We start from the raw sequence: 14,259 nt of genomic DNA, 5'->3' as shown, positions 1-14,259 counted from the left end.
GAGGGGTCGCATCCTGCCGCTTGGCCGACGCCATTCCGGCAGTTCGCGACCCCTCTGAGGCCTGCTGAGTGAGCGGCGCCTATCGCGCGAGCCCTCCCAGCGCGAGCAGGTGCGCCCACGCCTCCCGGTCCGTCTGCAGCAGCACCACCTCCGACACCGGCACGACCGCGCCGTAGCGGTTGCCGCCGCGGCGATCGAGCACCTCCGTGGCAAGCTCGCGGAGCTCGCGCACGGCGGCCATCTCGCGGTCGAGCGGGCGGAGACGGAGGGCGGCGGCCCGACGCCACAGGCTCCCCCGGCTCCGCTCGCGTTGGCGACGCTCGAGGGCGACGACGACCCGCTCGACCTCGGCCGGCAGGGCGGGGAGCACCCACGCGTACGGGCGCTCCCCCACCATGGCCACGGTCTCGGCCTCGTCGGCACCGGCGGGATGCTCCAGCAGCCCGACCGCCGTCACCGCGCCGGAGGGGATCGTCGCCTCCCTCACTCGGCCGAGCCCTCTCGGGTGCGGCGGATGCGGCGGCTCACGATGTACCCGCCGGCGGCGAGCAGTGCGCCGACGAGGACCAGCCAGGCGCCGACCGTCGCGGCCGTCTGCGCGCCGTGCGCATCCGAACCGGTGTCGGCCAGTCCGGCCCAGCGGCCGCCCTGCGCGGGCGCCGTACCGTTGTCGACCGCCGGGGCGTCGAGCACGGTGAACGCGACACGCACGCTCACCCCGCCCGCCGTCGCCTCGATCTCGTGCGCTCCGCTCGCGGCGCCGGCCGGCACGACCAGGGGCGCGGTGAAGACGCCCTGGGCGTTCACGGTCGCCGTGCCGAGCGCGATCGGGTCGGAGTGGAGGGTGAAGGTGACTGTCTCGCCCGCCGGGAAGTGATCGCCGTAGGCGACTACCGTCGCGCCGCGCTCTCCCGCCGCGGCGGAGAGGCTCAGCGTCGCGTCGGCTCCCGGGGCGACCGGCGCCTTCACCACGATGGACGCGGTCGCGTCGGTCTGCGAGGTGTCGCCGCGCGCCGTCACCGAGTAGGTGGCGTCGGCGGTGCCGTCCGGAACGTGGACAGTGGTGCTGATCGCCCCGGAGCTGTCGGCCGTTGTCGCCACCGGGGTGGCCGGCGTGGTGCCGAGGGTGACGGTGACGGGCTCGCCCGCGGCGAAACCGTGACCCGTGATCGTGACATCGGCGCCGGGTGCGAACGTCCCCGCGACCGTGTCGAGCTTCGGCAGGTACGCCTGGTCGACGTGGACCGTGGTCGTGACGGCGGCGCTCTTCAGCCCGTCGTCCACCGTGACGGAGATCGTGTAGTCCCCGGCCGTCGCGTAGGTGTGCGTGCCGGACACGGTCGCCGGGTCGGCCCCGGTGGTCACCGTCGCGTCGCCCACCGGGCTGCCGTCGCCCCAGTTCACGCGCGCCGTGTAGGCGCCGGTCGCGCCGGGCGCGCCTCCTGTCGCTGTCGCGAGCGGCGCGGTGAACTCGACGCCCGTCTTCTGCGCGTCCACGGCGGAGCCCGTCGCGGTGAGCGCCGGGACGGGCGTGCGCACGCCGTCGGAGGCGAAGGCGAACACGTGGATGCGGCCCGCCGACCCCGGGTCGCCGGTCTGCACCGGAAGGGTGATCGTCTTCACGGTCTTGCCCGCCGGGATGGCGTACGGCGCGGTCGAGAAGATCGCCGCCGTCTGACCGTCCGCGGCGCTCGACCCGCTCAGGCGTCCGGCTGACGTGCCGACCACGATGCCGCCGTTGATCGGGTTGTTCGCCGCCCCCACCCAGTCGCCGTAGTCGATCGCCAGCGGGGCGGTGCTGCCGTCGGTGAAGGTGATCGTCGCGGTCACGTGCTGCGCCGTCTGCGTCGCAGTGCCGATGACGGACAGCTTCGTGGCTCCCTGACCCGGGTCGACCGCGATGGTCTGACCGTTGCCCGTGGCGTTGTCCGGCTGGCCGGCGGCCACGGCGGGCAGGTCGAACGTGAGGGAGGTGCCGGGCACCGCCACCGTCGTCCCCTGCACGAAGCCGGTGTTGGCGAGCAGCGCGCGGTTGAAGGCCCAGGCCTTCGCGTCGCAGTTCGCACCCACGCCGGCGTCGCCGATGCACGTGCTGTCGAACGCGCCCACGAGTGTGGCGTCGCGGCTGATCGAGACGGGCACGTCTGCGCTCGCCTGCGAGGTGCCGTCACCCGCGGTGACGGTCACCGTGTACTCGCCGACCGCGTCGAAGGTGTGCGGCGCGGTCACCGCCCAGGTGCCGAGCGGCGTCTTCGAGACGCTCGCCGGCTGCGGGCCGGCGCCGTCGTGGAAGTCGGCCGTGACCGTCAGGCCGTCCGCGGAGGTCGCGACACCGCCCGAGACCGTCGCGAGCGTCGTCCCCACGGATGCGCCCACCGCCGCCGTCACGCCCTCAGCGGGAGTGACGGCGAGGTCGCCGACCGTGCCCGGCGTGGCGAGCAGTTCGAACTCGGCCAGCGAAGCCGGGGCTCCGGTGGTCGTCGCGTCGATCGTCAGGCGGTAGTGCGTGAACGATCCCGGCTGCGCGAGCTCGAACGGCCGCGTCTGCGTCGCCCAGGTGAACGTCTGTTCGGTCCGGCGGTCCAGCGGCAACCAACTCGTGCCGTCCGCCGATCCCTCCAGGTGCCAGGCGGTCGGGACCGCGCCGGTCGCCGGGGAGGTCAGCGTATAGCTGTTCACCGCGACCGCACCACTCGTCGACGTCCACGAGATGGCGGGCGTCGCCGTCGCGAACGTGGCGACGCTGCGCGAGTTGTCGTCGGTCAGGGCGGCGATGCCGCTGCCGTCCGAGGCCGCCATCGTGCCGTAGCCGGCCTTGGTGGCATCGGTCGCAGGTGTGGGGACGGGCTTCGAGCTGGTGTGCGCGCCCCACGAGGTCGGCGTGGCGCTCATGGTGAAGTCGACCGTGCCCCCCTTGCTCAGGATGTCGTGCGGGAGCGCGGCCGTGTCGAGCGCTTGCCCGTTCAGCTTCGCCGAGGCGACGTAGACGTTCGCGTCGCTGTTGTTCGGCGCGTTGATCACCAGTTCCTTGCCGCCCTGCAGGTGCACGGTGGCCTTCGTGAAGAGCGGCGAGCCGATCGTGTAGTCGCCGCTGCCGAGCTGCAGCGGGTAGAAGCCGAGCGCCGAGAAGACGTACCACGACGACATCTCGCCGTTGTCCTCGTCGCCGAGGTAGCCCTGGCCGATCTCGCTGCCCACGTAGAGCCGTTTCTCGATCTCACGCACGGCGGCCTGCGTCTTGGCGGGCGCGCCGGCCGCGGCGTAGAGGTACGGGATGTGGTGCGAGGGCTGGTTGCTCATCCCGAGCTGGCCCATGCGCACCGCTCGCGCCTCCACCATCTCGTGGATGCTCCCGCCGCCGCCGTCCTCCGGCGTCGCGAAGAACTGGTCGAGCTTGTCGACGAGACCCTGCGAGCCGCCGTAGAGCGAGGCGAGCCCGTCGACGTCGAACGGCGCGTGAAACGCGAAGTTCCAGGCGTTGGTCTCCGTGTACGGCCCCCACCAGGTCTTCGGGTCGAAGCTCGCGTCGCCGGAGACAGCGCCGGAGGCGGTCTTCGGGCGGAAGAAGCCGGTCGCCGGGTCGAACATCTGGACGTAGTTGGTGGCACGGTCGAGGAAGTACGTGGACTCCTCCTTCAGCTGCTCGCGCCGGGCGTCCGGCGTCGCCGGATCCTCCGCGAGTTTCGCCGCCATCTGACCGATGCCGTGGTCGTTGATGTAGCCCTCGAGCCCCCACGAGACGCTCTCGCCCTGCGAGTCGGGCGTGTAGCCGAGGAAGATCGAGGTGTCGAGCGACTTGCGGCCGACATTGTTCGACGGCGCGAGCACGGTCGCGTTCTTGAGGGCGGCGTCGTAGGCGTCGAGTGCCGTGGCCGTGTCGACCGAGCCGTTGACGTACGCGTCGGCGAAGGCGACGTCGGAGCTGGTGCCGGTCATGATGTCCGAGTAGCCCGGCGACGACCACCGGGAGACCCAGCCTCCCTCGCGGTACTGCTGCACGAAGCCGTCGACCAGTTCGTCGGTCAGCTTCGGGTACAGCAGCGAGTAGAGCGGCCACACCGTGCGGTAGGTGTCCCAGAAGCCGTTGTTGACGTAGATCTTGCCGTCGACGACCTTCGCGTTGGTGGCGGTGTCGGTGGGACTGCCCGTCTGCGGGGCGACCGGGCTGGCGTGCTTGTAGACCGGCGCGGACGCCGTGCCCGTGTTCTCGAACTGCGAGTTGGGGTAGAGGTTCATCCGGTACAGGTTCGAGTACAGGGTGGTCTGCTGGTTGGCGGTCGCACCCTCCACGTCGATGACGCCGAGGCGGTCGTTCCAGGCATCCGCCGCCGCCGTGTTCACGTCCTCGAAGCTCTTGCCGGTGACCTCCAGGTCGAGGTTCTTCTTCGCCTGCGCGGCAGAGATGAAGGAGGTCGCGAGTCGCAGTTGCACGGTCTGGCCCGCCGTGGTGGAGAAGGCGGCGTAACGGGCACCGGTGCGGCTCCCCGAGGCGTTGCCCACCGCGCTCGGGGCCGTGTCGAACGCCCCCGAGATGAACATCCGGCTTACGCCGCTGCCGCTGCCGCCGTCGGTCCAGCCGGAGACGGTGCCGTCGGCGGCGACAGTGAGCGAGGAGCTCCCGCCGACGCGGTCGACGATCACGCTGCCGGTCGTGCCGGGGAACTGGAAGCGGAAGATGCCGCCGTGATCGGTCGGCGTGACCTCGGTGACGAGGTTGTTCTGGAACTTGACGCTGTAGAGGTCCGGGCGCGCGATCTCGTCGCTGTGGCTGAACGCCAGCTGACGGGTGGTGAGGTCGCCGCTCGGGGTGCTGGAGGTGGACGGCATGATCCCGAGCTGGTCACGGTCGCCCATCCAGATGCTCGGCTCGTGCGAGATGCCGATGGCCTGCAGCGTCGGGAGGTTGTCCGAGTTGTTGGCGCGCTGGTACTCGTACAGCGTGCCCTGGCTGCCGCCGTTGGTGAACGGCGTGAAGAAATTGAAGCCGTTCGGCCAGGCGGTCGCCGGGATGTTCGTGCCGCGTGAGAACGACGAGCTCGAGAGGGTGCCGCGACGGGTGTCGACGAGCTTCACCTTGCTGGAGGAGTCGGGCGCCGTGGCCGCGTCGCCGATGCGCACGTCGTCGACCCAGCCGGAGAAGACCGTGCCCGCGGAGCCGGTCGGGTAGTCGTAGCTCAGGAGGATCTTGTCCACCGTGCGGCCGGCGAGGCTGGAGAGGTCGATCTGGATGTTGTTCCACTCGTTCTCGAACAGCGACTTCTGCTCGCCGTGGGCGCGTGCGGTGACGCCGAAGCCGTTGGCGTCGGTGAGGTTCTGCTTGCTCGAGAGCGTCGTCCCGTCGTCCAGTACGAGGTCGATCGCGACCCACGACGACGGCACTGCGAGGTCGGTGCCCCTGTCGGGCAGGACCAGGTAGGAGAGCTCCGTCTTCGAGCCGATGGTGGCGCCGACGCCGTCATAGAGCAGGTTCGTCGCTGCGGCCGGCCCGTCGGCCTGGTGCTTGCCGGCATAGCGCAGAGCGTGCGTGCCGCTGAACCCGGCGCCCGCCTTCGCGTTGTAGCCGTTGGTCGGGCCGCTGCCGACGACCGAGACCATCGGGGTCGCACCGGGGGTGCCGTCGCGGAGGTCCCAGTCAGCCAGCTGCAGGTAGGGGTCGCCGCTGTTGAGCGTGATCGTGAGCCGGTACTGGGAGAAGGTCACCGGCGCGGCGAGCGCGTAGGTGTTCGTCGTCTGGCGGTCCCGGAAGGTCTGACCGGTCTGGGAGTCCACCGGGCTCCAGGTGCTGCCGTCGTTCGAGCCCTCGATCGTGAAGTCCTTCGGATCTCGTCCGGGGCTGTCGTTGCCCGAGGTGAGCGCGTAGCCGGTGACGAGCGTCGGCTTGGCGAACGTGTAGGTCACCCAGCCGGTCGCCGCCTTGGCGAGCCATTTGGTGCTGGAGTTGTTGTCGGTCAGCTTGACGGCGGCCTCCCCCGTCCCGTTCTCCGCCGAAGCAGTGACACCGGTGATGTAGGCGGAAAGGCTGCCCGGGGGGATCTTGCCGGTCACGTTGGTCTGCGTGCCAAACGGCGTGCTCGCGAGCGGCTGTGGGTCGGCGGTCTCGAACGACGAGAGGAACGTCGTCGGAGCCGCTGTCGCCGGGAGCGCGGCGAGGCCGGCACCGGTGGCGACGAGGGCGAGGGCGGCCGAGGCAGCGGCGATTCGGGAGGCGTGGGCGGCGCGGCGCCATTGCATGGGCGGCCGCGTGGGCGAAATGCGGAGCATTCTGGCTGGACTCCTGGCTGGTGAGAAAGGGAACGAACTCTGGTGACCCCGCATGTGACAGCGCTGTCACTGGTAGATTTTGTCCTACGCTGTCACCGCCGTCAAGCACGAGTTTCCGTGCGACCCGCCCGGGCGGCGCATCCAGCCGGACGAGGAAGGCGACCCCCATGGCCACGGACCCTTCCGGCGCGCAGCCGGCATCCGTCCCGGCCCGGCCGCACACCCCTCCGACGCTGGCCCAGGTGGCGGAGCGTGCCGGCGTCAGCCTCAAGACAGCCTCCCGCGCCGTCAACGGCGAGCCCCGGGTGGCCGAGGCCACCCGGGAGCGTGTGCTCGACGCAGCCCACCAGCTCGGGTTCCAGCTCAACCGGGCGGCCAGCCTCCTGGCGCGCGGCCTGACCTCCAACCTCGTCGGGCTCATCACCGGCGATCTCGCCAACCCGTTCTACTCGGCCGTCGCGAAGGGCGTCGAGCAGGAGCTGCGCTCGCACGGGATGCAGCTGACCGTCGCGAGCTCCGACGAGGAGCCCAGCCGCGAGCGCGGACTGATCGGAGAGTTCGTCGACCGCCAGGTGCGCGCGCTGATCCTCGTCTCGACCATCTCCGACCACAGCGATCTCGCGGGCGTGCAGTCGCGCGGCATCCCGGTCGTCTTCGTCGACCGCCCGGGCGTCGGCATCGATGCGGACTCCGTGCTGCTCGACAACCGCCGCGGCGCCGCCGACGCCGTCGGGCACCTCGTCGCCGCCGGCCACACCGCCATCGGCTTCGTCGGCGACCTCTCCCGCCTCGAGACCCACCGCGAGCGCCTCGCCGGCTTCCAGGACGCCATGCGCGCCGCCTCGCTCGACCCCGACCGCTGGGTGCGCCACGACGCGCACGATGTCGGCGCCGCCCTCGCCGAGGTGCGCGGCCTCCTCACCGGGGCCGACCGCCCCACCGCCCTCTTCACCAGCAACAACCGCATCACCATCGGCGCCGTGCGGGCGATGATCGAGCTCGACGCCTGGCCCGCCCTCGTCGGCTTCGACGACTTCGAGCTCGCCGACGTGCTCGGCGTCACCGTCATCGCCCACGACCCCGTCGAGATGGGCCGCACCGCCGCCCGTCTCGCCTTCGGCGCGATGGAGCGCCGCCACGAGGGCCCCTCCCGCGTCGTGCTCCCGACCCGCCTGGTGCAGCGTGGGTCGGGCGAGCGGCCGCCGGGCACCTAGACCCGCGCCGTCGGCGCGACAACCGAGGGGCCGCGAATCGCCGGAATGGCGGAGCCGAAGCGGCAGGATGCGACCCCTGTGTCGCGCGGCGGACGGTTGCTACGCGAGGGACGGGGCGGTGAGGCAGGGGCCGGCCGCCAGCTGCTCCAGGAGGTGGGCGGCACCGAAGAGGGGGGCGTCGGCCAGGAGGCCGGAGGGGACGATGCGGAGGTCGCCGTCGGTGCCCGTCTGCGCGAGACCCGCGCGGAAGCCCCGCTCGAGCACGTCCCACGAGCGGGAGATCGCACCTCCGAGGACCACGTCCGTCGTGCCGAAGGAGGCGAGCCACGGGGCGATCGTGTGCGCGAGGGCCGCCATCGCCGTGTCGAAGGCGAGCTGCGCACGGTGGTCGCCCGCACGGGCGCGGGTGGCCAGGTCTTTGACGGTGAGGGAAGCGCCGCCGTACCGCGCGAGGAGGGCGCGCGTGGACACCGTGTCTTCGAGCGGACGCCCGGCGAAGGTGAGGCGGTGAGCTTCACCGCCGGGCGGGACGTCCGGGCGATCGAACACGAGCCGCCCGTCGTCAACGAAGGCGGAGCCGACGCCGGTGCCGAGAGTGATGCAGACGAAGCGACGGGCCGTTCCCGCGCCGGCCCCGAACCGCCACTCGCCGATGCCGTACGCCGCCGCGTCGTGGACGAAGTGGATGCGGCGCGCCTCGGCGCCGAGCCGCGCGGCGAGCCCCGACCGGATGTCGACACCGGCGAGGTGGTCGAACTTGCCCACCCCGGCGTAGTGGGCGATGCCGCGCTCGTAGTCGAACGGACCAGGCATGGCGAGCCCCCACTCGCACGCGCCCGGATCGACGCCTGCCCGGACGGCCGCGTCGCGACAGGCCGCCGCCCAGGCATCGAGCACGGGGTCGCTGGACTCATGCGGATCGACGCCGCGCTCGACGCGGGAGACGAGGGCGGCGGCAGGATGCGGCCCCGCAGTCGCGTCGATGCGCACTGCGGCGGCCGTCACATGGCTTCCGCCGATGTCGACCACCAGGTGCTGCGCGTTGCGCGTGGGCACGTCCACCTCCTCGAACTGCGGCCTGCGCGCTCATGACAGCGCTGTCGCATCGATAAATCATACTCATAGGCCGGTGGTGGTCGGAATCCGGCGACGCGCCGCCCCTGCCACCAGCCCGAGCACTCCGCACGCAGCAAGACCGTAGGTCACGAGGGAGGTGGCGTAGTCGCCGACATGGGAGCGGACGATCCCTTCTCGCACCTGTCCGTCGGGGTCAGCACGGACCCACGAACACGCTTCGCCGATCGGCCAGAGCGCGAGGTGCGCCTCTCTGAGCACGCCACCCTTCTCGGGAGCGAAGGCGCCGATGGGGACCTCTCTGAGGGTGACGCAGGAGTTGTGCTGTGCCACGGCGAGCTGCCCCATCCCGAGCAGGAAGCTCAGCACCAGCGCCGCGGCTCCCCCGATGAGCAGGAACAGCTTCATCCTCCACCTCCGACTCGACGGTATGGCGGGGGCCGGCGCCTCCGCGTCCGCCGCGAGAGGGATTGGGGGAGGCGGCGGCCGCGGTTCGCCCCGCGGCCGCCGCCGGACTCAGTAGCGCAGCCCGTGCCCGAACCGGAACAGCGGGTCGGCGGTGTCGAACGGGACGTCGGGGCGGGCGGACTCGACCGCGGCCATCGAGCGGGGGAGGTCGAACGGCAGGCTGCCCTGCGGGGCGAATCGGCCGGTGACCACGTCGAGGAGGGCGTCGGCACTCGCGCCCCAGTTGACCGTCACGGCCGCGGCGGTCCCGACGAGGGGTTCGAGGATCGCGGGACGGTCGGCGAAGACGTCGACGATCACGGGCGCGTGGGCGGCGAGGTCGCGGATGCGGTCGACGACCTCCGCGGGGAACTCGAGGGAGCCCGAGTGGAAGAGGCCCTCGAAGACCGTGGGGCGCTCCTCGTACGGGGCCTGGAGGCGGACGACGATGGCATCAGCCTCCTGCGGGGTCGCGACGACCTCACCATAGGCGGCGGCGCGCTCGGGGTCGATGCCCTCGACGTACAGCCGCGGGGCGTCCCGGAGAGGAAGCAGGGGCGCGCCGGCGGCGCCGTTGGTGAGCAGGGTGATGGAGGCACGCTGCGCCCATTCCCCTGCCGCGACGAACGCGTCGCTGCCCACGATCGCATCGGCGGCCTCGAGGTCGACGAGCGCATCCTCGAAGAGGCCGAGCTCGAACTTCTCGCGGAGGATGCGCCGCGCCGACTCGTCGAGGCGGCGCTCGGGCACGTCGCCGCTCTCCACCAGCTCGATGAGCAGCTCGGGGCAGGCCTCGCCGCCGAACTGGTCGGCCCCGGCGTCCAGGACCTTCTTCATCCGCTCGCGCGGGCTCAGGTGCTCCACGCCCCACGCACGGGCCGGGAACGGCTGGCCGAAGATCTCGGCATCGGTCAGGAGGCCCCAGTCGGTGCACACAAGACCGTCGAACCCGAGGCGCTCGCGCAGCAGGCCGGTGATGACGGACGTATTGAAGCCGAAGCCGACCTCCTCGTACTCGGTGCCGACCGGCATGCCGTAGTAGGGCATCATCTGGCGGGTGCCCGCCTCGATGAGCGCCTCGAACGGCGCGAGGTGCAGCTCGAAGGCGCCGCCGGGGTAGACCTGCTCGCGGCCGTGGGCGAAGTGCGGGTCTTCGCCGTCCTTCTGCGGACCGCCGCCGGGGAAGTGCTTGGTCATGGTGGAGACGGATCCGGGCCCGAACGAGGCACCCTGGAAGCCGCGGACGTAGGCGGCACCGAGCCGCGAGGTCAGCTCCGCGTCCTCGCCGAAGGTCGCGACCTGCCGCGACCAGCGCGGCTCCGTCGCGAGGTCGACCTGCGGGTGCAACGCCACACGCAGCCCCACGGCCGTGTACTCCTGCCGTGCGATGTCGGCGAACCGCTCGACGACGCCCTCGTCGCGGATGGCCGCGAGACCGAGGGGCTCTGGCCACTGCGAGAACGGCCCGGCGAGCATCGCGGTGCCGGGGTTGTCGGTGAAGGAGTGCCGAGGGTCGGTCGAGAGGGTCACCGGGATGCCGAGACGGGTGGAGGCGGCGAGCCGCTGGAGAGCGTTGTGCCACTCCGCGATCTCGCGGGCGGTGGAATCGCCCCCGATGAGGTTGAAGTGCGACATCCGGCGGCGTTCCACGAAGTCGACCGCCGACGGGGTCGAGAACACCGGGTTCGGCTCGGTGAGCTCGCCCATCCCGATCATCGTGTGGAAGAACAGTCCGGCCTTCTCCTCGAGGGTCATCTCGCTCAGCAGCAGCTCGACGCGCTCCGCGACCGGCAGCTCGGGGTCGAGCCAGGGGCGGGCGGTGACGGTGTCGGTGTCGGTGGCGGTCATTTCACTCCTTTGATCCGGTAGACGAGCACGGCGCCGAGCAGGGCGACGACGGCGCCGAAGAGGTACCACACCGAGTACCCGCCGATGGCGGTCGCCGATCCCAGCGCGATGATGGACGGCGCGATGGCCGGGGCGATCGACTGCGGGAGCGCGTTGGCGATGTTGAGCACCCCGAGATCCTTCGCCGTGTCGTCTGCGTTGGGCAGCACCTGGGTGGCGAGCGCGAGGTCGACGGAGAAGAAGGAGCCCGCCCCGAGGCCGATGACCGCCTGCGCCACGACCACGACGGCGACACTGGGCGCGAAGGCCAGGATCACCAGGCCGACGACCATGATCAGCCCGGCGATGGCGACGAACGGCCGGCGCTTGCCGAGCTTGTCGGAGAGGTAGCCGCCGATCGGGCTGGAGATGACCATCGCGACGGTCGAAGCCAGGTTGGCGAGGAGGATGGTGGAGATCGCCGCCTGCTCGTCGAGCTGGAACTTCTGCGTGAGGTAGAAGGGCAGGAAGGTGGCGATGCCGGCGTAGCCGAACATCACGAAGAACTTGGTCAGCCAGGTCCAGCCGAAGTCGGGGTGCTTGACCGGGTTGAAGACGAACGACCCGAAGAACTGCCCGATGGTGAAACGCTGTCGCGGCTTCTCCGTCAGCCGTCGGTCCTTCAGCACCGCGACGAAGAACACCGCCACGAGGAGCGCGAGCAGGGCGGGGACGAGGAACCGCAGCAGGTCGTCGGAGATGAAGTTGATGATGAAGCTGCCGGCGAGGATGGCGAGCGGAGTGGTGATGCCGACGATCCCGGAGACCCTGCCGCGGCTGGCCGCGGGCACCTGATCCGGCAGCGTCGCGTTGGCCGCGGCGAGCACGGCGTTCAGCGACGCCTGGGCCAGGCACCAGCCGATCAGGACGACCCAGATGGAGGTGGCGGAACCGACCAGGACGAAGGCGCCGACCCCCACGACGGCACCGCCGAGGATCCACGGGCGACGCATCCCGAACCGGGAGGTCGTGCGGTCGGAGAGACGACCGGCGAGCGGGTTCGCGATGAGCGCGAACAGCGCGCCGACCCCCAGGATGAGGCCGAGCTGTGCGGTGGCCTCCTCCGTGGACGCGCTCAGGTGCTCGACCTTGAACGCCATCGAGACGAGCACGGGAGTGAGCAGCGCGAGCAGGACGCCGAAGTTCACCACGGCGAGGCCCGGGGTGTAGCCCCGAGGGGTGCGGGAGGGGGTCGTTCCGGGTGCCTTGATCCCTGTCGTACCCGTGTACGCGGCAGCCGCCGCGGGTGACATCTCTGTCATTGTCGAGTCCTTTCGAGTCGTCCGCCTTGACGATGCGGGTCAGCATATCCCACAAAACGACCGCGTGGTAACTGAAATCCGACCGATCGGTAACGCGGCTACGATGGGCTCCGGAGGTGCGTGTGACGTCTGTGATCGATGGGAGCCGGTTCGCGCGCGCCGCGGCGACCAGACAGGCGATCGTCGAAGCCGCGACCGCACTGTTCGCCGAGCAGGGCTTCCGCGCCGTGTCCCTGCGCGAGATCGCAGCGCGTGCCGGCATCTCGCACCCCGCACTGCTCAAGCACTTCTCGGGGCGGGAGGAGCTGCTCGCCGAGGTGGCCAGACGGATCGACGACGGACTGTGCCACGGGGCGACGGGTGCCGCGACCGACGACGGCCTGCCGTTCGCCGCACAGGCGAGTGCCCCGTCCGCCGCACCGGACGCGGTGCGCTTCTTCGCCGCGCTGACCGGCGAGGCGTCCGCGACATCCCACCCGCTGCACGCCGTGATGCGGGAGCGCGTCGTCCGCGTCCGCGCGGAGCGACGGGCCGTGCTCGAGCGCGCGTCGGCGTCGGGCGCACTGGGCGAGGGACGCGATCCTGCCGACGAGGCGACCCGTCTGACGGCGGCCTGGGCGGGCCTCCACCTCGTGGAGCAGTACGTGCCGGAGCGTGTCGACAGCGCCTCCCGGATCGCCGCGCACGAGCGCCTCCTGGCCGACCCGCCGGGGCGACGCGATCCCGGGGATGAGCGCGGGGACGGCGCCTCGCCACCCGCGCGCCCTCTCCCCCCACTGGTGACGGAGGACGCCTCTCCCGTCGCGCCGGGCTACCGAGCCGGCCGTCAGCGTCGTGCGAAGATCGTGGCCGACGCCACCGCCCTCTTCGCCCGCGAAGGGTACGGCGACACCAGCCTGCTCGACATCGCGCAGCGGGTCGGCGTCTCCAAGTCGGCGATCTACCACCACTTCCCCGCCAAGGACGCCCTGCTGCACGAGGTGCTCCGCGAGCGCGACCGGCGCATCGACGGTGCCGTGGAGACCGCTCCCGCGCTCTCGGCGGCGGACACCCTCCGCGGCTTGGCCGACGGTGCGGCACGCAACGAGACCGAGCAGCCGGGCCTCATCGAGCTCTACGCGGTCATCTCGTCCGAAGCGACCCCGCTGGGCCACGCGGCGCACGGCTACTTCGAGCAGCGGTTCACGCGCGCGCTCGACGGGTTCACCCGGATGTTCCAGGACGCCGCGGCCGCGGGCGACCTCCCCGCCCACCGCGACCCCGAGCACGAGGCGTGCTGGCTGCTCGCCCTGTGGGACGGCTTGCAGTACGAGTGGCTGTACGACCCGGAGAGCGTCGACGTGCCGGGCCAGCTGCGCGCCCACCTGGCGGACGTGCTCCCCGCATAGCCGGCCCCGCGCTGCCGGGAGGGCGCGGACGCGGACCGGCGCGGGCTGCACGTCAACCCCGTTCACAGGGCCGTATCGGCCGCCTACCGTCCACCGGAGATCGAATTCCCCATCGAACGAGAAGGAGCAGGCAGTCATGGCCACTACCGCGAAGAAGACGTCGAAGGCCGGCAGCAGCACGTCCGCGGCATCCCCGCGCACCGCACGCGTGCGCGGCGAGTCGGCGGGCGAGCACACCACCCGCCGAGAGAACGCGGAGCACGGCTTCACCGCATCCGCCTCTCTCGCAGCCGACCTGCAGCGCGTGCACGTCGACCTGATCGAGCTGCACCTCCAGGGCAAGCAGGCGCACTGGAACATCGTGGGCCGCAACTTCCGCGACCTGCATCTGCAGCTCGATGAGATCGTCGACGCGGCGCGCGAGTTCAGCGACGACATCGGAGAGCGCCTCCGCGCCCTCCACGCCACGCCGGACGGCCGCTCGCGCACCGTCGCGGAGACGACCTCCCTCGACGAGTTCCCCAACGGCGAGATCGACACCGCGGAGGCCGTGGACCTCATCACCGACCGCCTCGAGTCGGTGGTGCGCACCATGCGCTCGGTGCACGACGATGTCGACGAGGCCGACCCCACGTCCGCCGACATCCTGCACACGATCATCGAGCGGCTGGAGCAGCTGGCCTGGATGGTCAGCGCGGAGAACCGGACGCCGGCCGGGCGCTGAAC

At 71.5% G+C, this 14,259-nt stretch carries 9 protein-coding genes; 3 read left to right on the top strand and 6 right to left on the bottom strand.

What is annotated here, in order from left to right; genetic code table 11:
- Window positions 1–79 precede the first annotated feature (79 nt).
- Window positions 80–487 carry a hypothetical protein gene (locus LLS1_RS01915; protein WP_226653351.1) on the bottom strand — a complete coding sequence of 136 codons (408 nt, stop codon included), beginning with the start codon at window positions 485–487 and terminating at the stop codon, window positions 80–82.
- The gene (locus LLS1_RS01910) at window positions 484–6,261 is read right to left on the bottom strand and encodes a GH92 family glycosyl hydrolase (protein WP_226653350.1); all 5,778 of its coding nucleotides are present in this window, start codon (window positions 6,259–6,261) and stop codon (window positions 484–486) included. The genes LLS1_RS01915 and LLS1_RS01910 overlap by 4 nt, the downstream gene beginning before the upstream one ends.
- Before the next feature lie 167 nt (window positions 6,262–6,428).
- Here LLS1_RS01910 and LLS1_RS01905 point away from each other — a divergent pair, with 167 nt between their 5' ends.
- On the top strand, window positions 6,429–7,475 hold the full coding sequence (locus LLS1_RS01905) for a LacI family DNA-binding transcriptional regulator (RefSeq protein WP_226653349.1): 1,047 nt from the start codon (window positions 6,429–6,431) through the stop codon (window positions 7,473–7,475).
- 99 nt (window positions 7,476–7,574) lie between these two features.
- Here LLS1_RS01905 and LLS1_RS01900 read toward each other — a convergent pair whose 3' ends face one another.
- The 4 genes from LLS1_RS01900 to LLS1_RS01885 form a co-directional block, all read right to left on the bottom strand.
- Window positions 7,575–8,531, bottom strand: coding sequence for an ROK family protein (locus tag LLS1_RS01900; protein ID WP_226653348.1), 957 nt, complete (start codon window positions 8,529–8,531; stop codon window positions 7,575–7,577).
- A gap of 63 nt (window positions 8,532–8,594) precedes the next feature.
- Window positions 8,595–8,957, bottom strand: coding sequence for a hypothetical protein (locus LLS1_RS01895; RefSeq protein ID WP_226653347.1), 363 nt, complete (start codon window positions 8,955–8,957; stop codon window positions 8,595–8,597).
- Window positions 8,958–9,065: 108 nt separating this feature from the next.
- Entirely contained in the window at window positions 9,066–10,844 is a 1,779-nt protein-coding gene (locus LLS1_RS01890; RefSeq protein WP_226653346.1) for a glycoside hydrolase family 3 protein, read from the bottom strand.
- Window positions 10,841–12,145: an MFS transporter gene (locus LLS1_RS01885; protein WP_223358448.1), complete on the bottom strand. Its 1,305-nt coding sequence runs from the start codon at window positions 12,143–12,145 to the stop codon at window positions 10,841–10,843. The genes LLS1_RS01890 and LLS1_RS01885 overlap by 4 nt, the downstream gene beginning before the upstream one ends.
- Before the next feature lie 122 nt (window positions 12,146–12,267).
- Between LLS1_RS01885 and LLS1_RS01880 the strand changes: the two genes are divergently transcribed.
- Together LLS1_RS01880 and LLS1_RS01875 are read left to right on the top strand one after the other, a co-directional pair.
- Window positions 12,268–13,533: a TetR/AcrR family transcriptional regulator gene (locus tag LLS1_RS01880; protein ID WP_226653345.1), complete on the top strand. Its 1,266-nt coding sequence runs from the start codon at window positions 12,268–12,270 to the stop codon at window positions 13,531–13,533.
- Between the two features lie 136 nt (window positions 13,534–13,669).
- Entirely contained in the window at window positions 13,670–14,257 is a 588-nt protein-coding gene (locus LLS1_RS01875) for a Dps family protein (RefSeq protein ID WP_226653344.1), read from the top strand.
- Window positions 14,258–14,259: the final 2 nt, after the last annotated feature.

It is taken from the genome of Leifsonia sp. LS1 (assembly GCF_020521355.1).
GTDB lineage: Bacteria > Actinomycetota > Actinomycetes > Actinomycetales > Microbacteriaceae > Leifsonia.
This window is presented reverse-complemented; position numbering and strand designations above follow the sequence as displayed.

Coding starts and splice junctions, on each gene's coding strand:
- LLS1_RS01910 (WP_226653350.1), bottom strand. CDS start 6,261: ATGCTCCGCATTTCGCCCACGCGGCCGCCCATGCAATGGCGCCGCGCC.
- LLS1_RS01905 (WP_226653349.1), top strand. CDS start 6,429: ATGGCCACGGACCCTTCCGGCGCGCAGCCGGCATCCGTCCCGGCCCGG.
- LLS1_RS01895 (WP_226653347.1), bottom strand. CDS start 8,957: ATGAAGCTGTTCCTGCTCATCGGGGGAGCCGCGGCGCTGGTGCTGAGC.
- LLS1_RS01890 (WP_226653346.1), bottom strand. CDS start 10,844: ATGACCGCCACCGACACCGACACCGTCACCGCCCGCCCCTGGCTCGAC.
- LLS1_RS01885 (WP_223358448.1), bottom strand. CDS start 12,145: ATGACAGAGATGTCACCCGCGGCGGCTGCCGCGTACACGGGTACGACA.
- LLS1_RS01875 (WP_226653344.1), top strand. CDS start 13,670: ATGGCCACTACCGCGAAGAAGACGTCGAAGGCCGGCAGCAGCACGTCC.